Annotated in this window: 20 protein-coding genes; 7 read left to right on the forward strand and 13 right to left on the reverse strand. The window is 56.7% G+C overall.

Annotated features, from left to right (window positions below; genetic code table 11):
• Positions 1-263 precede the first annotated feature (263 nt).
• The 4 genes from nagE to GO007_RS02445 all read left to right on the forward strand — a co-directional run bounded on the left by nagE (position 264) and on the right by GO007_RS02445 (position 6,286).
• Complete coding sequence (gene nagE / locus GO007_RS02430; RefSeq protein ID WP_095095072.1) at positions 264-2,216, forward strand: PTS N-acetyl glucosamine transporter subunit IIABC; 1,953 nt, start codon at positions 264-266, stop codon at positions 2,214-2,216.
• A 178-nt stretch (positions 2,217-2,394) separates the two neighbouring features.
• A complete protein-coding gene (gene glnS / locus GO007_RS02435) occupies positions 2,395-4,062 on the forward strand; it encodes a glutamine--tRNA ligase (protein WP_095095074.1) in 1,668 nt (555 codons plus the stop codon).
• Positions 4,063-4,502: 440 nt separating this feature from the next.
• Positions 4,503-5,906 (forward strand): chitoporin ChiP, encoded by a 1,404-nt coding sequence (gene chiP, locus GO007_RS02440; protein WP_095095077.1) that lies wholly within the window; start codon positions 4,503-4,505, stop codon positions 5,904-5,906.
• Between the two features lie 47 nt (positions 5,907-5,953).
• Complete coding sequence (locus GO007_RS02445) at positions 5,954-6,286, forward strand: ChiQ/YbfN family lipoprotein (RefSeq protein ID WP_095095080.1); 333 nt, start codon at positions 5,954-5,956, stop codon at positions 6,284-6,286.
• A 79-nt stretch (positions 6,287-6,365) separates the two neighbouring features.
• Here GO007_RS02445 and fur read toward each other — a convergent pair whose 3' ends face one another.
• The 4 genes from fur to ybfF all read right to left on the reverse strand — a co-directional run bounded on the left by fur (position 6,366) and on the right by ybfF (position 8,992).
• Positions 6,366-6,818 carry a ferric iron uptake transcriptional regulator gene (fur, locus tag GO007_RS02450; protein ID WP_095095083.1) on the reverse strand — a complete coding sequence of 151 codons (453 nt, stop codon included), beginning with the start codon at positions 6,816-6,818 and terminating at the stop codon, positions 6,366-6,368.
• A 292-nt stretch (positions 6,819-7,110) separates the two neighbouring features.
• Complete coding sequence (fldA, locus tag GO007_RS02455; RefSeq protein ID WP_148250773.1) at positions 7,111-7,641, reverse strand: flavodoxin FldA; 531 nt, start codon at positions 7,639-7,641, stop codon at positions 7,111-7,113.
• Positions 7,642-7,791: 150 nt separating this feature from the next.
• Positions 7,792-8,085, reverse strand: a complete 294-nt coding sequence (gene ybfE, locus GO007_RS02460) for a LexA regulated protein (protein ID WP_095095086.1) — start codon at positions 8,083-8,085, stop codon at positions 7,792-7,794.
• A 133-nt stretch (positions 8,086-8,218) separates the two neighbouring features.
• Positions 8,219-8,992: an esterase gene (ybfF, locus tag GO007_RS02465; RefSeq protein WP_095095090.1), complete on the reverse strand. Its 774-nt coding sequence runs from the start codon at positions 8,990-8,992 to the stop codon at positions 8,219-8,221.
• A 183-nt stretch (positions 8,993-9,175) separates the two neighbouring features.
• Here ybfF and seqA point away from each other — a divergent pair, with 183 nt between their 5' ends.
• Together seqA and pgm are read left to right on the forward strand one after the other, a co-directional pair.
• Entirely contained in the window at positions 9,176-9,724 is a 549-nt protein-coding gene (gene seqA, locus GO007_RS02470) for a replication initiation negative regulator SeqA (RefSeq protein WP_095095093.1), read from the forward strand.
• Positions 9,725-9,757: 33 nt separating this feature from the next.
• Positions 9,758-11,398, forward strand: a complete 1,641-nt coding sequence (gene pgm, locus GO007_RS02475) for a phosphoglucomutase (alpha-D-glucose-1,6-bisphosphate-dependent) (protein ID WP_095095097.1) — start codon at positions 9,758-9,760, stop codon at positions 11,396-11,398.
• Positions 11,399-11,497: 99 nt separating this feature from the next.
• Here pgm and potE read toward each other — a convergent pair whose 3' ends face one another.
• From potE to kdpF, 9 genes are all read right to left on the reverse strand, one after another.
• Positions 11,498-12,817, reverse strand: a complete 1,320-nt coding sequence (potE, locus tag GO007_RS02480; RefSeq protein ID WP_095095101.1) for a putrescine-ornithine antiporter — start codon at positions 12,815-12,817, stop codon at positions 11,498-11,500.
• Positions 12,814-15,012, reverse strand: a complete 2,199-nt coding sequence (speF, locus tag GO007_RS02485) for an ornithine decarboxylase SpeF (protein ID WP_095095102.1) — start codon at positions 15,010-15,012, stop codon at positions 12,814-12,816. The genes potE and speF overlap by 4 nt, the downstream gene beginning before the upstream one ends.
• A gap of 256 nt (positions 15,013-15,268) precedes the next feature.
• Complete coding sequence (gene speFL / locus GO007_RS02490) at positions 15,269-15,373, reverse strand: leader peptide SpeFL (RefSeq protein WP_143350131.1); 105 nt, start codon at positions 15,371-15,373, stop codon at positions 15,269-15,271.
• Between the two features lie 277 nt (positions 15,374-15,650).
• The gene (kdpE, locus tag GO007_RS02495; protein WP_095095103.1) at positions 15,651-16,328 is read right to left on the reverse strand and encodes a two-component system response regulator KdpE; all 678 of its coding nucleotides are present in this window, start codon (positions 16,326-16,328) and stop codon (positions 15,651-15,653) included.
• Between the two features lie 28 nt (positions 16,329-16,356).
• On the reverse strand, positions 16,357-19,044 hold the full coding sequence (gene kdpD / locus GO007_RS02500; protein ID WP_095095104.1) for a two-component system sensor histidine kinase KdpD: 2,688 nt from the start codon (positions 19,042-19,044) through the stop codon (positions 16,357-16,359).
• 2 nt (positions 19,045-19,046) lie between these two features.
• Positions 19,047-19,622, reverse strand: a complete 576-nt coding sequence (gene kdpC, locus GO007_RS02505; RefSeq protein ID WP_095095105.1) for a potassium-transporting ATPase subunit KdpC — start codon at positions 19,620-19,622, stop codon at positions 19,047-19,049.
• A 10-nt stretch (positions 19,623-19,632) separates the two neighbouring features.
• Positions 19,633-21,681, reverse strand: a complete 2,049-nt coding sequence (kdpB, locus tag GO007_RS02510; RefSeq protein ID WP_095095108.1) for a potassium-transporting ATPase subunit KdpB — start codon at positions 21,679-21,681, stop codon at positions 19,633-19,635.
• Positions 21,682-21,701: 20 nt separating this feature from the next.
• Complete coding sequence (kdpA, locus tag GO007_RS02515; RefSeq protein ID WP_095095111.1) at positions 21,702-23,381, reverse strand: potassium-transporting ATPase subunit KdpA; 1,680 nt, start codon at positions 23,379-23,381, stop codon at positions 21,702-21,704.
• Complete coding sequence (gene kdpF, locus GO007_RS29040) at positions 23,381-23,470, reverse strand: K(+)-transporting ATPase subunit F (protein ID WP_015584874.1); 90 nt, start codon at positions 23,468-23,470, stop codon at positions 23,381-23,383. Before kdpF ends, kdpA begins: the two co-directional genes overlap by 1 nt.
• A gap of 309 nt (positions 23,471-23,779) precedes the next feature.
• Here kdpF and GO007_RS02525 point away from each other — a divergent pair, with 309 nt between their 5' ends.
• Positions 23,780-23,986, forward strand: coding sequence for a DUF2517 family protein (locus GO007_RS02525; RefSeq protein ID WP_095095114.1), 207 nt, complete (start codon positions 23,780-23,782; stop codon positions 23,984-23,986).
• Positions 23,987-23,994: the final 8 nt, after the last annotated feature.

Here is a 23,994-nt window from a genome sequence, read left to right on the forward strand (position 1 = left end):
CTATGAAGAGTATTGCAGTAACTACGCCGACCGGGTCAATCCGTGTTGATTTTTTGAATGATAAAATAAGTTTTCGTTGTTAGCCAGTCCAGGGGAGGGGTTAATACGATATTTGGTGATTATAGTCACAAAAAATACGCGTTTAATTTGCGATACGAATTAAATTTTCACACACTTTGCGGGTAAGTTAAAAAACTGACCTTTTTACACAATAAAAAAATGGCTTTGAGTGAGCCTCATCGGGGTCTCATAGGGGGAATAAGATGAATATTTTAGGTTTCTTTCAGCGGCTCGGTAGGGCGTTACAGCTCCCTATCGCGGTGCTGCCCGTCGCGGCGCTGCTGCTGCGATTCGGTCAACCCGATCTGCTTAACGTGGCGTTCATCGCGCAGGCAGGCGGGGCGATCTTTGATAACCTGGCGCTGATTTTTGCGATCGGCGTGGCGTCCAGCTGGTCTAAAGACAGCGCCGGCGCCGCGGCATTGGCCGGTGCGGTAGGTTATTTCGTATTAACAAAAGCAATGGTCACCATCAACCCTGAAATCAACATGGGCGTGCTGGCGGGTATCATTACCGGTCTGGTCGGCGGTGCCGTTTATAACCGCTGGGCTGGCATTAAGCTGCCTGATTTCCTGAGCTTCTTCGGTGGGAAACGTTTTGTTCCTATCGCTACCGGCTTCTTCTGCCTGGTGCTGGCGGCCATCTTTGGCTACGTCTGGCCTCCGGTACAGCACGCTATTCACGCCGGCGGCGAGTGGATCGTGGCTGAGGGCGCGGTGGGTTCCGGTATCTTCGGTTTCATCAACCGTCTGCTGATCCCAACCGGTCTGCATCAGGTGCTGAATACCATTGCCTGGTTCCAGATTGGTGAGTTCACCAACGCGGCAGGCGCGGTGTTCCACGGCGACATCAACCGCTTCTACGCCGGCGACGGCACCGCGGGGATGTTCATGTCCGGCTTCTTCCCGATCATGATGTTCGGTCTGCCGGGTGCGGCGCTGGCGATGTACTTCGCTGCGCCGAAAGAGCGTCGTCCGATGGTTGGCGGTATGCTGCTGTCGGTCGCTATCACCGCGTTCCTGACCGGTGTGACCGAGCCGCTGGAATTCCTGTTCATGTTCCTGGCTCCGCTCCTGTACCTCCTGCACGCCATCCTGACCGGCATCAGCCTGTTTGTGGCAACGTCGCTGGGTATCCACGCGGGCTTCTCCTTCTCCGCAGGGGCCATTGACTATGTTCTGATGTACAGCCTGCCGGCAGCCAGCAAAAACGTCTGGATGCTGATTGTCATGGGCGTGGTGTTCTTCTTCATCTACTTCCTGCTGTTCAGCGCGGTTATCCGCATGTTCAACCTGAAAACGCCGGGTCGTGAAGATAAAACTGACGACGTGGTGACTTCGGAAGCCAACAGCAACACCGAGGAAGGTTTGACTCAGCTGGCTACGCAGTACATTGCGGCCGTCGGCGGGACTGACAACCTGAAGGCGATTGATGCCTGTATTACCCGTCTGCGTCTGAGCGTTGTGGATTCCGCGCGCGTTAACGATGCAGCCTGTAAACGCCTCGGCGCTTCCGGCGTGGTTAAACTGAACAAACAAACCATCCAGGTTATCGTCGGTGCGAAAGCAGAGTCCGTCGGTGATGAGATGAAAAAAGTGGTAGCACGTGGCCCGGTAGCCGCTACTGCCGCCGCAACCGACAGCGCGCCTGTCGCCGCCGCGGCTGCGAAACCGCAGGCTGTGGCTAACGCGAAAACTATCGCCGCGCTGGTTTCACCCGTTACCGGTGATATCGTGGCGCTGGAGCAGGTCCCGGACGAAGCGTTCGCCAGCAAGGCCGTCGGTGACGGCGTGGCGGTGAAACCGACCGATAAGATCGTTGTCTCCCCGGCTGCGGGTACCATCGTTAAGATCTTCAATACCAACCACGCGTTCTGTCTGGAAACGGAAAACGGTGCGGAAATCGTCGTCCATATGGGTATTGATACCGTCGCGCTGAACGGCCAGGGCTTCAAACGCCTGGTGGAAGAGGGCGCGGAAGTGAAGGCCGGTCAGCCGATTCTGGAAATGGATCTGGACTTCCTTAACGCGAACGCCCGTTCGATGATTAGCCCGGTAGTCTGCAGCAACAGCGATGATTACAGCGCGCTGGTGATTCTGGCGACCGGTAAAGTTATCGCCGGCCAGACGCCGCTGTATGAGATTAAAGGCAAGTAAGGCTCCTGAGTAGAGTTTATGCCTGTGCGGCGGGGGGAAACTTCCGCCGCTTTTTTTTGCAGCAAATGACCCCATAATCTCCTTCAGATACGTATTTTCAGTAACTAATAGTTGTCTCCACGTCCTGCTTGTAAGATCATGTCCCGTTATACGTTGTTTACGCTTTGAGGAACCCACGATGAGTGAGGCAGAAGCCCGCCCAACTAACTTTATTCGTCAGATCATTGATGAAGATCTGGCTACTGGTAAGCACACCACCGTTCATACGCGCTTCCCGCCGGAGCCGAACGGTTATCTGCACATTGGCCACGCGAAATCGATTTGCCTGAACTTCGGCATTGCTCAGGATTATCAAGGCCAATGCAACCTGCGCTTCGATGACACCAACCCGGTGAAGGAAGATATCGAATACGTTGAGTCGATTAAAAACGACGTGCAGTGGTTAGGTTTCCACTGGTCCGGGAAAGTTTGCTACTCGTCTGATTATTTCGACCAGCTGCACAGCTACGCCGTTGAACTGATTAATAAAGGCCTGGCATACGTTGACGAACTGTCGGCGGAAGAAATTCGCGAATACCGCGGTTCGCTGAAAGCGCCGGGCAAAAACAGCCCGTACCGCGATCGCAGCGTAGAAGAGAACCTGGCGCTGTTTGAAAAAATGCGCGCCGGTGGTTTTGCGGAAGGTAAAGCCTGCCTGCGTGCGAAAATCGATATGGCCTCGCCGTTTATCGTTATGCGCGACCCGGTGCTGTACCGCATTAAATTCGCCGATCACCATCAGACCGGCAGCAAGTGGTGCATCTACCCGATGTACGACTTTACCCACTGCATCAGCGATGCGCTGGAAGGCATCACGCACTCTCTGTGTACGCTGGAGTTCCAGGACAACCGTCGCCTGTACGATTGGGTGCTGGATAACATCAGCATCCCGGTTCACCCGCGCCAGTACGAATTCTCGCGCCTGAATCTCGAATATACCGTGATGTCCAAGCGCAAGCTGAACCAGCTGGTGACCGAGAAGCATGTGGAGGGCTGGGACGATCCGCGTATGCCGACCATTTCCGGCCTGCGTCGTCGCGGCTATACCGCCGAATCGATTCGCGAGTTCTGTAAGCGCATCGGCGTGACCAAACAGGACAACACCATTGAAATGGCGTCGCTGGAGTCCTGCATTCGCGAAGATCTTAACGAAAACGCCCCGCGCGCAATGGCCGTTATCGATCCGGTAAAACTGGTTATCGAAAACTATCCGCAGGGCGGCAGTGAAAATGTGACCATGCCGAACCACCCGAGCAAGCCGGAGATGGGCAGCCGCGACGTGCCGTTCAGCGGTGAGATCTGGATCGATCGCGCTGACTTCCGTGAGGAAGCCAACAAGCAGTACAAGCGTCTGGTGCTGGGCAAAGAGGTTCGCCTGCGCAATGCCTACGTGATCAAAGCCGAGCGCGTAGAGAAGGATGCAGAGGGCAATATCACCACTATCTTCTGCACCTATGATGCCGATACGCTGAGCAAAGATCCGGCGGACGGCCGCAAGGTGAAGGGCGTTATCCACTGGGTGAGCGCGGCGCACGCGCTGCCGGTAGAAATTCGCCTGTACGACCGTCTGTTCAGCGTGCCGAATCCGGGCGCAGAAGAGGACTTCCTTGCCGTAATGAACCCTGAATCGCTGGTTATCAAGCACGGCTTCGCCGAGCCGAGCCTGGCGCAGGCGCAGGCCGGTAAGGCCCTGCAGTTCGAGCGTGAAGGCTACTTCTGCCTCGACAGCCGCTATGCAAGCGCCGACCGTCTGGTGTTCAACCGCACCGTTGGCCTGCGTGATACCTGGGCGAAGATCGGCGCATAAACCCGCGTCTCCGCATCGTCATCAAAAACGCCGCATCGCGCGGCGTTTTTTTATTTCCGCATTTAGCTGACTCATTTGGTTATTTTCGCGATGCGAATTAATCTTGTTTACAGCTTGTAATATATCCCGCCAGGCGCGTCTGTTATTTTTGTGTAAAAAACCGCTGTAAGCGTTTCCATCTCATCTTTTATCCTGATTTTGCAAATACTTCCGCGCTAAATGTACGAAATCCCAGGCTGTAACAAAAAGACATAGATTATGTGCGCTTTGTCATAATCTTAAGCTTTGGTCGGCGAAAGAGATTGATAATTCGCGTCACGAAAAATAGTCTATCCAGAGTGGATATGCGGATTTTTACCGCACCGCTTTTTAGCAGTCTTATTTATTTTTCGCGGCTTGCCTTTGGCTCCGCGTTTTAAAACGTCAAAGAGGATATGCACATGCGTACGTTTAGTGGCAAACGTAGTACGCTGGCGCTGGCTATTGCCGCCGTCACCGCGATGTCTAGCTGGATCGTTGTTCCGCAGGCCAGCGCAGCAGGTTTTATTGATGATTCCACGTTAACCGGCGGTATCTATTACTGGCAGCGTGAGCGCGACCGTAAAGACGTCACCGACGGCGATAAGTACAAAACCAACCTTTCGCATTCAACCTGGAACGCCAACCTGGATTTCCAGTCCGGCTATGCTGCCGATATGTTTGGTATTGACGTGGCTGCCTTTACCGCAATTGAAATGGCGGAAAGCAGCGAAAGCGGTCACCCGAACGAAATTGCCTTCTCCTCAAGAAATAAAGCTTACGACGAAGATTACTCCGGCGACAAGAGCGGGATTAGCCTCTATAAAGCGGCGGCAAAATTTAAGTATGGCCCGGCGTGGGCGCGCGCTGGCTATATTCAGCCAACCGGGCAAACGCTGCTGGCTCCGCACTGGAGCTTTATGCCGGGCACTTATCAAGGTGCCGAAGCCGGAGCCAACTTTGATTACGGCGACTCTGGCGCGCTGAGTTTCTCCTACATGTGGACGAACGAATACAAAGCGCCGTGGCACATTGAGATGGATGAGTTCTACCAGAACGATAAGAAGACGAAAGTCGATTATCTGCACTCTCTGGGCGCCAAATATGATTTTAAAAATGACCTCGTGCTGGAAGCCGCGTTTGGCCAGGCTCAAGGCTATATCGACCAGTATTTTGCTAAGGCCAGCTATAAATTTGACGTCGCCGGCGCGCCGTTAAGCACCAGCTATCAGTTCTACGGTACCCGCGATAAGGTCAGCAACGGCGGCGCGAACGATATTTATGACGGCACCGCCTGGCTGCAGGCGCTAACCTTTGGCTACAAGGTTGCCGACGTGCTGGACCTGCGTCTGGAAGGCACCTGGGTGAAGGCTGAAGGTCAGCAGGGCTACTTCCTGCAGCGTATGACTCCAACCTACGCATCCTCTAACGGTCGCCTGGACGTGTGGTGGGATAACCGCTCAGACTTCAACGCCAACGGCGAAAAAGCCGTGTTCTTCGGCGCCATGTACGACATGAAAAACTGGAATATGCCGGGCTGGGCGTTTGGCGCGTCTTACGTTTACGCGTGGGATGCGAAACCAGGCAAAATGGCGACGCCCGATGCGTACTACAACGCGGACAAACGTCTGGAAGAGTCGGCCTACAGCCTCGATGCCATGTATACCGTGCAGGACGGCCGGGCGAAAGGAACGCTGTTCAAACTCCACTTCACTCAGTACGACAACCACTCCGATATTCCAAGCTGGAGCGGCGGTTACGGCAACATCTTCCAGGATGAGCGCGACGTGAAGTTTATGGTTATTGCCCCGTTCACTATTTTCTGATGCCGCAGCGGCGGGCGTAAGCCTGCCGCCAGCCCGTGAGGTTGATTATGAAGAAGCTATTGCTCATCGCCATCATGGCATCGGGTCTGGTGGCCTGTACGCAGTCACCGGCGCCAAAAGAAGATACTAAATTGAAGGATGCCTACAGCGCCTGCATCAATACGGCAGAAGGGAATCCGGATAAAGTTCAGGCGTGCCAGAGCGTGCTGAACGTTCTTAAAGAGGATAAGCAGCATCAGCAGTTCGCTAATCAGGAAAGCGTGCGCGTGCTGGATTATCAGCAGTGTATCCTGGCGACCCGCACCGGCAACGATCAGGCGGTGAAAGCCCGCTGCGACCAGATCTGGAAAGAGATCCGCAGCAACAATACCCGGCCCTGATTTCCCTCGTACTCCGTATTTGCGGGCATAAAAAAAGCCAACCTGCGGGTTGGCTTTTTGCTGCTTACGCTGCGGGAAACTATTTTTCCACCGCGTCGTGCGCGTGTTCATCTTCGCGGCAATCGCCTTCTGCACAGTGGCCGTACAGGTACAGGCTGTGGTTGGTCAGGCGGATACCGTGACGGTGGGCAATTTCACGCTGACGCGCTTCGATGGAGTCATCGCTGAATTCGATCACTTTGCCACAATCGAGGCAAATCAGATGATCGTGATGATGCTGCTGCGTCAGTTCGAAAACGGATTTACCGCCTTCAAAATTATGGCGGGTAACAATGCCGGCATCATCAAACTGGTTCAGTACGCGATAAACGGTAGCCAGACCGATCTCTTCACCCATGTCGATCAGGCGTTTGTATAAATCTTCCGCGCTGACGTGATGGTTATCCGGCCCCTGCAGCACTTCCAAAATTTTTAATCGTGGAAGTGTGACTTTCAGGCCAGCCTTCTTCAATGCGGTATTGTTGTCAGTCATGCGGAATCTGTCCTGTTGCTAAACGATCTACTTCCATTAGCGGAAGTAATACAGAGAATCACCCGATGTAATGCGTCTCATTATAGAACTGCCATGATGAAATGAAAACCGCAAGCATCGAGCCTTGTATGCTGTCAAAAACGAGGCACACGCTACAAACTGTGTCACGTCTCCTCGTTAAATCAGAGGACATTGTACAGATATGTGATTAAAAGTTAAAAACTTGTAGCTATTAGTTTTATTGCTTTTACCTATCAATACGGCGATACCCGAAGGTAGCGCCGTTTAACGATCAGGCGTTTTTGATTTCTTCGAGATGCAGTTCTTCAGAAATCTGTTTAACCCACTTCTCTACGCGCTCGTTGGTCAGCTCAGGCTGACGGTCTTCATCGATAGCCAGACCGACGAAATGGTCGTCATCGGCGAGACCTTTAGAGGCTTCAAAATGGTAGCCTGCAGTCGGCCAGTGGCCGACGATGGTTGCGCCGCGCGGTTCGATGATGTCGCGAATGGTACCCAGCGCGTCACAGAAGTATTCAGCGTAGTCTTCCTGGTCGCCGCAGCCAAACAGGGCTACCAGCTTACCGTTGAAATCGACCTCTTCCAGCGTCGGGAAGAAATCATCCCAGTCACACTGCGCTTCACCGTAGTACCAGGTTGGGATGCCCAGCAGCAGAATATCATGACCTTGCAGGTCTTCTTTGCTGCTTTTGGCAATGTCGTGAACATCAGCAACATCTTTACCAAGCTGCTTTTGGATCATTTTTGCAATATTTTCGGTGTTGCCGGTGTCGCTGCCAAAAAAGATGCCGATGATTGCCATGAGTAAAATAACCTCTTGAAACTTAATGATGTGGTAGTGGCGTAATGCCCGCAGATAACGGCAATCATAGCAGAACAGGGAAGGGCGCGGAAACAGCAATCACACCCGACTGCACACTCTGCTACATGAAAGTGTTGTTTTTGAGGTTTCTCAGACTTTACCCTGGCTATGCAGGGCTGCCAGCTGGTTCATCAACATCTCTTCAATCAGATCGCTACGGTTCATATTACGGGCATCAGCTAACTCGTTGAGCGCATCAACCGCTTCAGCGTTGAGCTTGAGCTCCACGCGCCTTAAGCCGCGAACTTTGTCGCGTTTAAGCTGGTTGCGTTTATTGATGCGCAGCTGCTCGTCGCGCGAAAGCGGATTGGTCTTTGGTCTACCCGGGCGACGCTCGGTTGCGAACAAATCTAATGTCGTACGGTCCGTTTGTTCTTTTGCCATGATTCAGAGTGACTTCGGGGAAACGAGTTGTCGGGCCATTGCCGACACAGATAGCGCGCCATAATACATCAGGCGAACCGCTGCGCCAACGACCGCAGGCATTCTGCGGCGCGGTCGGGCAGTTTTTAGCCAGTTATGCCGCTAAAGAGGAGAGATATCGGCGAATTGCGCGCAATACCGCTTCCGGTTTCTCCGCATGGACCCAATGGCCCGCGCCGGCAATCACGTGCGCGCGGGCGTGAGGGAACTGAGCCAGCAGCGCGTCGCGATATTCATCGGTCACGTAGGGAGAGTTGCCGCCTGGGATAAACAGGGCCGGATGCGGCCACGCGGGAACCGGCTGCCAGCCGACGATATGGCTATATTGATCCCACAGAACCGGCACGTTAAAACGCCACTGGCCGTCAACGAAGGATTTCAGCAGAAACTGAATGACTCCCTCTTCCTGCAGATGCTCGCGCATAATTGCCGCCGCCTGCTGACGGGTTGCGGCGCCGGCAGCGGTCACGGCGTTGATGGCGGCAAAGATTTCGTCATGGCGGCGGACGTGATAATCCACCGGCGCGATATCAATAGCCACCAGGCCGTCGATGCGTTCCGGGGCCAGGGCGCTCAGCGCCATCACCGCTTTACCGCCCATTGAGTGGCCGATAAAGGTCGCTTTTTCCAGCTGAAGATCGTCAAGGGTGTCGAGCAGATCCTGAGCCATAGCGGCGTAGGTCATCTGCGGATCGCGCGGGGAAAGACCGTGATTGCGCATATCGACCTGCAAAATATCGTAGTCGGCGACCAGGTCGCGTGCGAGGATACCGAGGTTATCAAGGCTGCCAAACAGACCGTGAACCAGGACCACAGGGGAATTATTGTGCGGATTTTGTGCAGATTGCGCGCGGCTATTTAATTTCATGGCAAAGTTCTTTTTTTCGCTCCGTCGGGTTAGGGTATTATGTTGGACATTCTGCCATCCGGCTGCAAGACCCAGAGCTATCTGAGTTTTACCGCCATCCTGGTTTGACGCTATCCGCGGTTAGGATTTGTCCTTATAATCCTGACAACTTGTATTCAGAATAAGATATCGCACTGGATTAAGATGAAAACAATTGAAGTTGATGATGATCTCTATCGCTATATTGCCAGCCACACCCAGCATATTGGTGAGAGTGCATCCGACATTTTACGGCGCATGCTGAAATTTTCCGCCGCTTCCCAGACTGCCACCTCCGTCGCGAAAGCCGCGCCGGCTCCGGCTCCGACCGCTGTTGTTGAGGCCAGGCCCGCGAATCCGGTGAAGGATAAGGTCCGCGCCGTGCGCGAGCTGCTGTTATCTGATGAATATGCCGAACAAAAGCGCGCGGTAAACCGTTTTATGCTGGTACTGACGACGCTTTACTCGCTTGACGGCAAAGCGTTTGCTGCGGCCACCGAGTCTCTGCACGGACGTACGCGTACCTATTTCGCTGAAGACGCCCGCATCCTGCTGAAAAGCGGCAATCAGACCAAACCTAAGCAGGTCCCCGGCACGCCGTGGTGGGTGATTACCAATACCAATACTGGCCGTAAATGCAGCATGATTGAACATATCATGCAGTCAATGCAATTCCCCGCGGAGTTGATTGAGAAGGTTTGCGGCACGATCTAGCTTTATTCACCCTTGCATCAGAAGGATCAGGCAATGGCAATCGATAAGCGTGCGGGGCAGCCTGCACAACAGAGTGATTTGATTAACGTCGCCCAGCTGACTGCCCAGTACTATGTACTGAAGCCGGAAGCAGGCAATGCGGAGCATGCGGTGAAGTTCGGGACCTCTGGCCATCGCGGCAGCGCAGGTCGCCATAACTTCAACGAGCAGCATATTCTGGCGATTGCTCAGGCAATTGCGGAAGATCGCGCGAAGAACGGTATTACCGGTCCATGCTACGTCGGTAAGGATACCCATGCGCTCTCCGAGCCGGCCTTTATTTCCGTACTGGAAGTACTGGCAGCTAACGGTGTTGATGTGATCGTGCAGGAAAACAACGGCTTCACCCCGACGCCGGCGATTTCCAACGCTATTCTGGTGCACAACAAAAATGGTGGTCCGCTGGCGGATGGCATCGTGATTACGCCGTCGCATAACCCGCCGGAAGATGGCGGTATCAAGTACAACCCGCCGAACGGTGGTCCGGCTGATACCAACGTCACCAAAGTGGTGGAGAACCGGGCTAACGAACTGCTGGCTTCCGGCCTGCAGGGCGTGAAGCGCATCTCCCTCGATGCTGCTCTGGCCTCCGGCCACGTGAAAGAGCAGGATCTGGTTCAGCCTTTTATTGAAGGGCTGGCGGATATCGTCGATATGGCGGCGATTCAAAAAGCGGGCCTCAAGCTTGGCGTCGATCCGCTGGGCGGTTCCGGGATTGAATACTGGAAGCGCATCGCAGAGTACTACAAGCTGAATCTGACCATCGTTAACGATCATGTCGATCAAACTTTCCGCTTTATGCATCTGGATAAAGACGGCGCCATCCGCATGGACTGCTCGTCCGAGTGTGCGATGGCCGGCCTGCTGGCGCTGCGCGACAAGTTTGATCTGGCCTTCGCTAACGATCCGGATTACGACCGTCACGGCATCGTTACCCCGGCCGGTCTGATGAACCCGAACCACTATCTGGCGGTGGCGATTAACTATCTGTTCCAGCACCGTCCGCAGTGGGGCAAAGAGGTTGCCGTCGGCAAAACGCTGGTCTCTTCGGCGATGATCGACCGCGTGGTCGGTGACCTTGGCCGTAAGCTGGTGGAAGTGCCGGTAGGCTTTAAATGGTTCGTTGACGGCCTGTTTGACGGCAGCTTTGGCTTCGGCGGTGAAGAGAGCGCGGGCGCTTCGTTCCTGCGTTTTGACGGCACGCCGTGGTCCACCGACAAAGACGGGATCATCATGTGCCTGCTGGCCGCGGAAATCACCGCCGTCACCGGTAAAAACCCGCAGCAGCACTATGATGAGCTGGCCGCACGCTTCGGCGCGCCGAGCTATAACCGCCTGCAGGCATCGGCAACCTCCGCGCAGAAAGCGGCGCTGTCGAAGCTGTCGCCGGAGATGGTCAGCGCAAGCACGCTGGCGGGCGATCCGATCACCGCTCGCCTGACCGCCGCGCCGGGCAACGGTGCGTCGATCGGCGGTCTGAAAGTGATGACCGATAACGGCTGGTTTGCCGCTCGTCCGTCAGGCACGGAAGACGCCTACAAGATCTACTGCGAAAGCTTCCTCGGCGAAGAGCATCGCAAGCAGATTGAGAAAGAGGCGGTAGAAATTGTCAGCGAAGTGCTGAAAAACGCCTAAACGAAAAAGGAGCCGCAGGGCTCCTTTTTTATATCACTGTACTCAGATTACCTCACCAGCCGCTCCTGCGCATCGCCGATAATCCGGGTTCTCCAGGTATCAGCCGTGTTTGTTTTTCAGCTCAAAACGTGGCGATACCAGACCATAAAGCGTCCAACCGAGGAAGGTGACGATCGAGCCGTACAGCATGGCTTCTTCGCCGGAGGAGTAGAGCGCGTAAAAGCTATACAGTGCGCCGATAAAGGCCACAACGTTGGCGGATTTGGCTTTCGCCGGATTGACGTTCGCCATTTTCTGAATAATCACCAACGCGGCCATCGACAGAATATACGGGATGATATTGGTCACTACCGCCAGGTTTACCAGTACATTGAACTGGCTGTTCAGCGACGGACTGATAGTCATCAGCGCGAGTCCGCTCTGGATGATCACGATGGTCAGCATACCCTGAACCGGAGCGTCCACTTTTGTGACCCGAGAGAAGATTTTCGGGAAATAGCCTTCATCGGCCGATGATTTAAAGACCTGGGCGATAGTGAACTGCCAGCCGAGCAGCGAACCGCAGCAGGACATCACCATCAGGGCCATGATGACCTTGCCTGCTTCCGGAGTAAACATCTGCGCGAAGGCCAGCCCGAACGGCGCCGTGGAGTTAGCTAAATCCATATTTGGCACAATCCCGGCAATCACGTTGGTTGAGATGATATAAATTACCGCTGCACCCAGCGTACCTCCCAGCACCGCAATCGGCACGTTGCGTTCCGGATTTTCCACGACTTCGGCGTTGGCGCAGGCCGACTCCAGCCCGAGGAAGGCCCACAGCGTCATCGCAATGGAAGAACCAACTGCCGAGAAGAACGGCACGTGGTGCGGATTCCATGAGCTGGCGTAGAGGGTTGGACTAAACCAGAACCAGCCGATGACGCACAGGCCGACAACCGGAATGATCACCCCCCAGACGGTGATACTACTGATCTGTCCGGTAATGCGCGCGCCGCCAAAGTTGGCGACGGTGCACAGCCACAGCACGCCGATGGTTGCGAGACCGATCTGTACCGGCGACAGCGCGGCGCCGAACAGCTCGGTGCCGTAGCCGACGGCGGAGATCGCGATTGCGACGTTGGCAATCAGCAGCGAAACGCCATAGGTATAGTTGGCCATAAAGTTGCCGGATTTACCGAACGCATACTCGGCGTAGCCGCCCATCCCACCGGATTTACGGCTGAACATCCCGCACTTAGCGAATGCCCATGCCAGCGCCATTGAACCGACGGCGGTCACCAACCATGAAATGATCGAGATGGTACCCACCTCCGCAAGCTTGGTCGGCAGCATAATGATCCCGGAGCCCATCATATTCACGATGGTCAGAATAGTGAGCTGGACAACGCCCATTTTGTTGGACTTAGGCTTGCTCATAGTTTTTCCCCTTTCAGCAGAGCGTGCCTGGGGGCGCATTGCTGAATGACGTAGCACCATACCTGCTTACGGCCGTCCTGTTCTTCGATATACACACCCTGCAACTCAGGTGCAAAACCTGGCAACAGATTGATCCCTTCTTCCAGCGCGCTGAAATAACGCAGCGCTGAGCCGCCCCAGACTTCACCGGGGACAACGCAAAGAACGCCCGGTGGGTAAGGAAGCGCGCCTTCCGCCGCAATTCTTCCTTCCGCATCCCCAAGGCGAACCAGCTCAACCTCTCCGCGCAGATAGGCGTAGTTGGCCTGTTGAGGATTCATACTGACGCGGGGAAAGTGCGTTTTGCGGAACATCTCTTTTTGCAGCTGTTTCACATTGTTGCGGGAATACAGATCGTGCATCTCCTGGCACAGCTGGCGCAGGGTGTAACCGGCATAACGCGCTTCATGTTGCCGGTAGATTGATGGCAGAACGTCGGTCAGCGGCACGTCGGACGCCAGCAGGCTTTCGAAACGCACCAGCAGGGCAACGAGCTGCTGCAGCTTGGCCATATCTTCCGCAGGCGTCAGCAGAAAAAGGATCGAGTTGAGGTCGCATTTCTCCGGGACAACGCCGTTTTCACGCAGAAAGTTGGCGAGAATGGTTGCCGGTACGCCAAAGTCATCATATTCGCCGCTGCGTGCATTGATACCTGGGGTGGTGAGCAGAAGTTTGCAGGGATCAACGAAATATTGCTGTTCCGCGTAGCCCTCGAATGCATGCCACTGTTCGCCGGGGACAAAGTGGAAGAAACGCAGATCGTTGGCGATTTGCGCGGTGGGGTAAGATGCCCAAGGTTTTCCATCGACCGTTTCCGGTACAAACGGTCGAATATGCTGACAGTTATCGAGGATCAGCTTGCGCGCATCAATGCCGTTCGCCACACAATTCATCCACATGTTACGCCCGCCGATCCCCTCATGCATTTTGGCGTTGATATCAAGTGCCGCGAAGAGCGGGTAGAACGGGCTGGTGGAGGCGTGCATCATGAAGGCGTTATTCATGCGTTTATGCGGCACGTAGCGCGGCTGTCCTTTGATATGGCTATCTTTTTTATGGATCTGCGAGGTCTGGGAGAAGCCGGCCTGTTGCTTGTGCACGGACTGGGTGACCAAAATACCCGGATCGTTCTCATTCAGTTCTAATAACAGCGGAGAGCAATCGGCCATCATCGGAATGAACTGTTCATAACCCACCCAGGCGGAGTCAAACAGAATGTAGTCGCATAGATGGCCAATCTTATCAACGACCTGACGGGCGTTATAAACAGTACCGTCATAGGTTCCAAGCTGAATGACCGCCAGGCGGAAGGGGCGCGCGTCCGTGGCCCGCTGCGGCGCGACTTCGCAAATAAGCTCGCGCAGGTAGCCCTCTTCAAAGCAATGGGCGTCAATCCCGCCGATAAAACCATAGGGGTTACGCGCTGTCTCCAGGTAGACCGGCGTGGCGCCGGCCTGTAGCAAGGCGCCGTGATGGTTGGATTTATGGTTATTACGGTCAAAGAGCACCAGGTCACCCGGCGTTAGCAGGGCATTAAGCACAACCTTGTTGGATGATGACGTCCCGTTGAGGACAAAATAGGTTTTATCCGCGTTAAAGACTTTCGCCGCGTGCTGCTGGGCGATGCAGGGCGCGCCTTCATGGATAAGCAGATCCCCCATGGCTACATCGGCGTTGCACAGGTCGGCGCGGAAAAGCGTCTCTCCAAAGTACTCAACGAACTGATTTCCCGCCGGGTGGCGTCGGAAAAACTCGCCTCCTTGATGACCGGGACAATCAAAAGCGCTGTTACCCTGATTGACATAGTCGACCAGGGCGCGGAAGAAAGGCGGACGCAGCTGGGTTTCATAGTGACTGGCTGCGGTTTCCAGCTGGCGGCCGTAGAATGCGCTGCGCGCTTCGTTGTGTTCGAAAACACCCGATATACGCGGTAAATATTCCGCCGGCACCCGCTCTTCGCCATGCGTCGTAACGAAGACCGGGATGCCGTAGCCTGTTGCATCGATTTCGTCGAGTTTTCCTTCTTCAATATCATTGATGGAAAGTACCACTGCAGCAATATCAATAAAACTTGTTTCATTAACATTAATGATGCTGCGTTGCGTCGAAAAACTATCCGGGCAGAGACGACTTACGGCTATTTTTAATTTTGACATTTTTTAACTCTTTATTTTTGGTAATGGCTGGCCCTCAACTTCTCGCATGAGAAATTGATATCTCCGGAAAAAAAGCAAAACCGTCTCGCTGATAATAAAATCAGTAAATTGCTTTTTTTAGATACAATAAACCCTACCGCATCCGGTCATGGTTAATTCAGGGTTTATGTGGGTGAGCACCACGCGGAGTGCAGGAATTCCCCCGTATCACAAGGGATCGGGAAGACCTGCATACTGAGTGCCCGAAGTCAGAAGACTATCGGGCATTAAAGAAATGAAAATCGAAGCTATTGCGGTGAGAGAACATCATAATATGCGTTGTACGCCTTATATGAGGCATTAGTCGGTTATTGTTTTCCATTTTTAACGTTCCTTTCATTTTCTGTTGAAAGTGCAGTCATTTTATTTGTAAAACTGATAGTTTCCGTGAAGTTGATCAATAAAACAGATCAATGGCAATATATTTGACTGGTTTTTGTTGCGTTTTTGTTATGATTATCTTTATTGTTCTTGTTGAGTTGATTTTTTGTTACATTATGAGAGTGAAATGATTCGTTGCCGGGGAAATATTATTTCCTCAGCAATGAGATTTTTTCTGCAAATAAAATTATTTTTATTAAAAATAAATGAAAAAGAATTTACGGCATAAACCGGTAGCCAATGCCGGTCTCGGTCAGCAGATGCTGCGGCCGCGCGGGATCAACCTCCAGCTTTTGCCGCAGATGCCCCATATAAATTCGCAGATAGTGGCTGTGCTCCACCGCGTTCGGCCCCCAGACGTGATTCAGCAGATGGCGCTGGGTCAGCACTTTGCCGGCATTATTCAGCAGCGCAGCCAGCAGGCGGAACTCAATCGGAGTCAGATGCACTTCCTCCTCGCCGCGAAGGATACGCCGCGCCGGGATATCAACCTGGATAGTGGAAAAGCGGACGATGGGTTCATCGGCCTGGGCGCCGGCGTGGCGGCGCAGCGCGACCCGCAGCCGCGCCTGCAGCTCGCCAATGCCAAACGGCTTACTCAGATAGTCATCGGCGCCGGCATCCAGCGCGGCAATCTTATCCTGTTCTTCCGTACGCGCCGACAGCACGATAATCGGCATCTGGCTCCACTGGCGCACTTCGCGAATAAAATCGCTGCCGTCGCCATCGGGGAGGCCAAGGTCAAGGATCGTCAGGTCAGGCTTGCGGGTTGCGGCTTCGAGAAGACCGCGCTGCAGCGTTTCGGCTTCAAATACGCGCATGCCGTCGGCTTCCAGCGCGGTGCGCAGAAAGCGACGAATAGCATGTTCATCTTCAATAATAAGAACGTTGATCACGGTTCCTCGGCTAGTGCTTGCAGTCAGGTCAGGCGTCGCCGCACCACTCATCCAGCTCCGGCGGCGCTTCTCGCGGCAGTGTAACACGGAAGCAGGCGCCGCCCTCAGGGCGCGTTTGCGCGGCGATGGTGCCGCCGTGGACCTCGACGATCGCCTGGCAGATTGCCAGCCCCAGCCCTACGCCTGGGATCGCGGACTCTTTATGACCGCGGGCGAACTTATCAAAGATAGCCTGCTCCTGGCCCAGGGGGATCCCCGGGCCATTATCCCACACGTTGAGCAGCAGCTGGCGATCGTCGGCCTGCGCCGTAATGCCGATTTGCGCCTGCGGTCCGGCGTACTTCAGCGCATTCTCCAGCAGATTGATCAGCACCCGCTCAAACAGCGGCCCGTCAACGTGAACCAGTAGCAGCGGGTCGGGTAGCGCCAGCTGAATATGCTGGCCGCCGAGACCCGGCTCCAGCATCCGCAGCGCGCTGCCGACCACCTCTTCGAGAGTGAGCCACTCTTTGTGTAAATTAAAGCCGCCGGACTGGATCCGCGCCATATCCAGCAGATTATTCACCAGCCGGGTGGTGTTGAGCACGTGCTGGCGAATTTCGTTGGCCTGCGGCGCGTGCTTCGATCCTTCGCTCGCCAGGTCGAGGGTCAGAATCTCCGCCTGACCGAAGAGGATCGTCAGCGGGGTGCGTAAATCATGCGACAGCGCCGCCAGCAGGGAGTTACGCAGGCTTTCGCGTTCGCTGTTAAGCCGGGCCTGCTCTTCGCTGGCGGTGAGCGTCAGCCGCTCAAGGGCGCTGGCGACCAGCAGGGTAAAGGTCTCCAGCAGGCGCTGCTGCTCGGGGATCATCAGCTGGCGCAGGTTATCCGGCTCAACCACCAGCAGCCCCCAGCTGCGGGCGGCGCTTTTCAGCGGCAGAATCTGATAGGGAACGCCGGGCAGCGTATCGGTACCCGCGCCGGCGGGCTGGCCTTTATCGAAACTCCAGCGCGCAATCGCATCATCCCACGAGGTGAGCCCCGTCTGCTGTGTCAGCGGCCGCAGAGCTCCGCTATCGTCGGGCAGCAGGAGCTGGCCCCGGGCCTGGAAAGTAGAGGCGATAAAGCGCTCGCTGGTCAGCGCAATATCTTCCCGGCTGCGCCCGACCGCCAGCGCTTTTGACATCTCATACAGGTGGCGGGTGCGCTGCTCGCGGTAGCGGGCCACGCGGGCCTGGTAGCGCACGCCGGCGGTAAGGTTGCCGATCACCAGGCCAACGGTGAGCATGACTCCGAAGGTCAGGAGATACTGGACGTCGGAAACCGCCAGCGTCCCGCGCGGGGCGATAAAGAACAGATCGAAGCTGACGACGTTGATAACCGTCGCCAGCACCGACGGCCAGCGGCCGTACAGCAGGGCGATAACCACCACCCCGAGCAGGTAGATCATCACCAGGTTAGCGGCCTCAAAGGCCACCAGCCACTGCATGGCGACGAGCGTAATTACCGCGCATATTGCCACCGCGACGCAGCAGCCTTGCAGCTGCAGACGCCACTTATCCATTGTGGTGCGGCTATCGCCGGCGCGGGCGGGCAGGGGAGCGCTCTTTTCATCAAGGGCGATAACCACCAGATCGAGATCCGGCGCGTGGCGGGCCAGGCGGTCGGCAAAACCCTGCCGATCCCACCAGCGGCGCTGACGCTGACGGCCAATAACGATCTTGCCGAGGTTATGTTCCCGCGCGTAGTGCAAAACCGCTTTCTCTTCCGAAGGATCGGACAAGGTGGCGGTCTCCGCGCCCAGTTCCTGGGCGAGCCTGAGCGCCGCGAGGATCGCCCGCCGCCTGGCTTCCGGCAGGCGATGCAGCGAGGGGGTTTCAACGTAGACCGCGTGCCAGACGCTGCCGAGCCTGGCCGCCAGGCGGGCGGCGGCGCGTACCAGCTTCTCGCTGCCGGTATTGTGGCCAATGCACAGCAGGATGGCGTCGCGGGTGTGCCAGACCTTCTCCTGACCCTGGCGGTCGCGCCAGGCGCGCATCTGCTCATCGACCCGGTCGGCGGTGCGGCGCAGCGCCAGCTCGCGCAGGGCAATCAGGTTACCTTTGCGAAAGAAGTTTTCGATGGCGCGTTCGGCCTGGCCGCCGATATAAACCTTCCCCTCGTTGAGGCGCTGGCGAAGATCGTCGGGCGGGAGATCGACCAGCACCACGTCATCGGCGGCATCAAAGAACGGGTCGGGGACGGTTTCGCGGACCTGCACGCCGGTGATGCCGCTGACCACGTCGTTCAGGCTTTCCAGATGCTGGACGTTAACGGTGGTAAAGACGTCGATTCCGGCTTCAAGAAGCTCTTCGACGTCCTGCCAGCGTTTGGGGTGGCGTGAGCCGGGGGCGTTGCTGTGCGCCAGCTCATCGACCAGAATCAGCGCCGGGCGGCGGGCCAGGGCGGCGTCGAGATCGAATTCGTGAACGTAGCGCCCGCGGTGGGAGAAACGGCGCGGGGGGAGGGTGCTCAGCCCCTCCAGCATCGCCGCCGTCTCTTTACGCCCGTGGGTTTCCGCCACGCCAATCAGAATATCGAGCCCCTGGGCACGCAGCCGCTGCGCCTCCGCCAGCATCGCCCAGGTTTTACCGACGCCCGCGCAGGCGCCAAAGAACACCTTCAGCTTCCCGCGATGCGGGTCGGCGGCGTGTTGCAACAGACGGTCAGGGTCCGGGCGCAGCGGCTCGTCACTCATTTTTAGTTATCCTTCAGGGCATCCAGCGCCATATTCAGCTGCAGTATATTTACCACAGGTTGGCCGAGAAAACTGACCAGCGGTTTTTGCGTCGCCTCATTCACCAGCCGGGTGACCTGCTCCGCGCTCAGACTGCGGGCTTTGGCGATGCGCGGAACCTGCCACAGCGCCGCCGCCGGAGTCAGGCCGTTATCCAGCCCGCTCGCCGAGGCGGTGACCAGCTCCACCGGCACCCGTGGGCTGGCGTCCGGGTTGGCGCGGCGTAGCGCCGCGACTCGTTCGCTGATGGCTTTATCCAGCGCCGGGTTGCTGGCGGCGAGGTTGCTTCCGCCGGACGCCAGCGGACTGTCCGCCGTCTGGGCGATGGCCGAAGGTCGTCCCTGGAAATAGCCTGCGGCGGTAAAATTTTGCCCAATCAGGCTGGAGCCGCGCACTTCGCCATTGAGGAGGATCGGCGAACCGTTCGCCTGCTGGGGGAACCACCACTGCCCCAGAGCGGTGGTGAGCAGCGGATAGAGCCCGCCGGTGAGCAGCGTTAACAGGATAAATAGCACAACGGCCGGACGAATGAATGACATGGTATTTTCCTCACACCAACCCGGTCAGGGTCAGCAGCAGATCGATGATTTTGATGCCGATAAACGGCACCAGCAGCCCGCCAAGACCGTAGACCCACAGGTTACGGCGCAGCATGGCCGATGCCGACAGCGGGCGATAGCTCACGCCCTTCAGCGCCAGCGGGATCAGGAAGACGATAATCAGCGCGTTAAAGATAACCGCGCTGAGGATCGCCGATGACGGCGAGTGCAGGCGCATCACGTTGAGCATGGCGAGCTGCGGGTAGACGGCGGCAAAGGCGGCCGGAATAATGGCAAAATATTTCGCCACGTCGTTGGCGATACTGAAGGTGGTTAACGAACCCCGGGTCATCAGCATCTGCTTACCGATATGCACCACCTCAATTAATTTGGTCGGGTTGGAGTCGAGGTCGACCATATTTCCGGCCTCTTTTGCCGCCTGGGTACCGGAGTTCATCGCCACCGCGACGTCGGCCTGGGCCAGCGCCGGGGCATCGTTGGTGCCGTCGCCGGTCATCGCCACCAGCCGGCCCTCTGACTGGTACTGGCGAATCAGCGCCAGCTTGGCTTCCGGCGTGGCTTCGGCGAGAAAATCATCGACGCCCGCTTCGGCGGCAATCGCCGCCGCGGTCAGGCGGTTATCGCCGGTGATCATCACCGTTTTGATGCCCATCTTGCGCAGCTGGGCAAAGCGCTCCTTGATCCCGCCTTTGACGATGTCTTTCAGCGAAATAACCCCCAGCACGCGCTCGCCTTCGGCCACTACCAGCGGCGTGGCGCCCAGACGGGCGACCTCTTCCACCTGTTTGTCGACGTCCGCCGGGAAGTGGCCGCCGTTGGCCTCGACGTGGCGACGAATGGCATCGACCGAGCCTTTGCGGATCATGCGCTGATCGATGTTGATGCCGCTCATCCGCGTTTGGGCGGTGAACGGAACGAAGGTCGCCTGCAGCGACTGCAGGTCGCGTTCGCGGAGATTGAACCGCTGTTTAGCCAGCACCACGATGCTGCGGCCTTCGGGCGTCTCATCCGCCAGGGAGGAGAGCTGCGCCGCGTCGGCGAGGGTTCGCTCCTCCACGCCGCGGGCTGGCAGGAAGGCCGAGGCCTGACGGTTGCCGAGGGTAATGGTGCCGGTTTTATCCAGCAGCAGAACGTCAACGTCGCCGGCGGCTTCAACCGCGCGCCCGCTGGTAGCGATAACGTTCGCGCCCAGCATGCGGCTCATCCCGGCGACGCCGATGGCCGACAGCAGGCCGCCGATGGTGGTGGGGATCAGGCATACCAGCAGCGCCACCAGTACCGTTACGCTGACCGCATTGCCGCTCCATGCGGAGAAGGGCCAGATAGTGGCGGTGGCCAGCAGGAACACCAGCGTCAGGGCGATCAGCAGGATCGTCAGCGCGATCTCGTTCGGCGTTTTGCGCCGCTGGGCGCCTTCCACCATCGCGATCATCCGGTCAAGGAAGGTTTCGCCGGGATTAACGCTGCAGCGGATCACCAGCCAGTCGGAGAGAATGCGCGTCCCGCCGGTGACCGACGCGAAGTCGCCGCCGGATTCGCGGATCACCGGCGCCGATTCCCCGGTAATGGCGCTCTCATCTACCGAAGCGCCGCCTTCAATCACTTCGCCATCGCAGGGAATGATATCGCCGGCTTCCACCAGCACCACGTCGCCTTTGCGCAAATCCTCGGCCGGAATATGGTCGATCCGGGCATCGTGCTGCGGGGCGCGTAGTTTACGGGCGAATGAGGTCTTTTTGACGCCTTTCAGGCTGTTGGCCTGGGCTTTACTGCGCCCCTCCGCCATCGCTTCGGCAAAGTTAGCGAACAGCACGGTAAACCACAGCCAGATGCTAACGGCGGCGGTAAAACCGGCGCTGCCGGCAATATGCCCGCTGGTCATGCCGATGGCGAGCAGGGTGGTGACCAGGCTGCCGATCCAGACAATGAACATCACCGGGTTACGCCACTGCACCGAAGGGTTCAGCTTTTTCACCGCGTCCAGCAGCGCCTGGCGCACCAGCGTCGGCTCCAGCAGGGCTAATTGTTTGCGACTCATAACAGGTTGCTCCGCATCGCTTAAAGTAAGGAGAAGTGTTCCGCCAGCGGGCCGAGTGCCAGCGCTGGGATAAAGGTCAGGGCGCCAACCAGCAGCACGGTCCCGATCAGCAGGCCGATAAACAGCACGTCATGGGTGGCGAGCGTGCCGGTGCTGGCGGGCTGAATTTTCTTGCCGACCAGCGAGCCGGCAATCGCCATCACCGGAACGATGACCGCGAAACGACCGATCAGCATGCAGAACGCCAGCAGCAGGTTCCAGAACGGGGTGGCCGCGCTCAGGCCGCCGAAGGCGCTGCCGTTGTTATTGGCCGCCGAAGTGACGGCGTACAGCACTTCGCTAAAGCCGTGCGGGCCGGGGTTAAACATCGCTGCCCGTCCGGCATCGGTCATCATCGCCAGCGCGGTGCCGAGCAGAACCAGGGTCGGGGTAACGAGGATCGCCAGGGCGATCATTTTCATCTCGCGCACGTCGATCTTTTTACCCAGATACTCCGGCGTCCGGCCGATCATCAGTCCGGCGATAAACACCGCCAGCATGACGAACAGCAGCATGCCGTACAGCCCCGATCCGACGCCGCCGAAGACCACCTCGCCGATCTGCATCAGCCACATCGGCACCATGCCGCCCAGCGCGGTAAAGGAGTCATGCATGGCGTTCACCGCGCCGCAGGAGGCGGCGGTAGTCACCACCGCAAACAGGCTGCTGGCTAAAATGCCAAAGCGGCTCTCTTTGCCTTCCATATTCGCGCTGCTATCGGCGCCAAGCGCCAGCAGATGCGGGTTGCCGTGGGTTTCCGCCCACATTACTACCGCCGCGCAGACGATGAAGATAAGCGTCATGGCCCACAAAATTGCCCGACCCTGACGGCGATCGCCCACCGCCTCACCGAAGGCAAAGCACAGCGCCGCCGGGATCAGGAAGATCGCCAGCATCTGCACCATATTGCTTAGCGCCGTCGGGTTTTCGAACGGATGCGCCGAGTTGGCGTTAAAGAATCCGCCGCCGTTAGTCCCCAGCATTTTAATGGCTTCCTGCGACGCCACCGGCCCCATCGGCAGCGTCTGGCGTACGCCTTCCAGGGAGGTGAAAGCCTGGTACGGCAGCAGATTTTGCGGCACGCCCTGCTGAATAAAGAACAGGGCGAGCAGCAGCGAGATCGGCAGCAGCAGCCAGAGCGTGATGCGGGTGAGGTCGACCCAGGCGTTGCCGAGAGTGCTCACCTGCTGGCGTGACCAGGCGCGGGTGAAGGCGAAGATCACCGCGATACCGGTTGCCGCTGAGAGGAAGTTCTGCACCGCCAGGCCCACCATCTGGCTGAGATAGCTCATGGTGGTTTCACCGGCGTAGGCCTGCCAGTTGGTGTTACTGACAAAGCTAACCGCCGTGTTCAGCGCCAGGTCCCAGGAGAGGCCGGGCAGATGCTGAGGGTTAAGCGGCAGCGATCCCTGCAGCATCAGCAGCGTAAACAGCGCCGCCATCCCGAGGGCGTTAAACAGCAGAATGGCGAAGAGATACTGATACCAGTTCATCTCCTGTGAACGAATACCTGCGACGCGCCAGATCCCGCGTTCGATCCCGGCCAGGCCGGGCAGCGGGGTATCGGCGATCATTCTGGCAAGCACCGTTCCCAGCGGGCGGGCCAGAACCATCAGCAGCCCAATAAAGCTGGCGATAAGTAAAAATCCTTGAGCGGCCATCAGAATGCCTCCGCGTTGATCAGGGCATAAACCAAATAAGCCAGCAACAGGAACACCAGCGCCACGCCAGCGATTACGCCTGCACTCACAATCCACCTCCGGGTGTATTTACGATTTACCCGCAGGATAGGAATTACGGCGCAAAGATTTTGCAAAAATCGGCGGGGGCGGTGTAAAAAAAGTATAAAAATGCCAAAGACCATTATTTAACTAATGGTTAGTATTAATTTAACTTTTCTGTAACTCAATTACCGGATGAATGTAAATAAAGGCTAAATAAGCCGCTTTTAGTGGTCGGATGAGTAGTAAAATTACAACCAAAGCGCTATTATTTTGCGCAGAGAGACATTGATAATTTACCGGCGTTAATTGCCGGCCTGACATAAGGGAGAGAAATTATGGCGTTATACAAAACTTATCCTGCTCACGTAGTCTTCTTACGTCGCGCTTTCGCCGTCGTGGCCGGCGTTGCGGCATTTCCGGTGATGCTGTTCTGGAAAGACAGAGCCCGCTATTACAGCTGGCTGCACCGCGTATGGGCGAAGACCAGCGAACAGCCGGTATGGATGGCGCAGGCCGAAAAGGCCGCCGCTGATTTTTACTGATCGCCATC

It is taken from the genome of Klebsiella sp. 10-1 (genome assembly GCF_009758445.1).
Classification (GTDB): domain Bacteria; phylum Pseudomonadota; class Gammaproteobacteria; order Enterobacterales; family Enterobacteriaceae; genus Klebsiella; species Klebsiella scottii.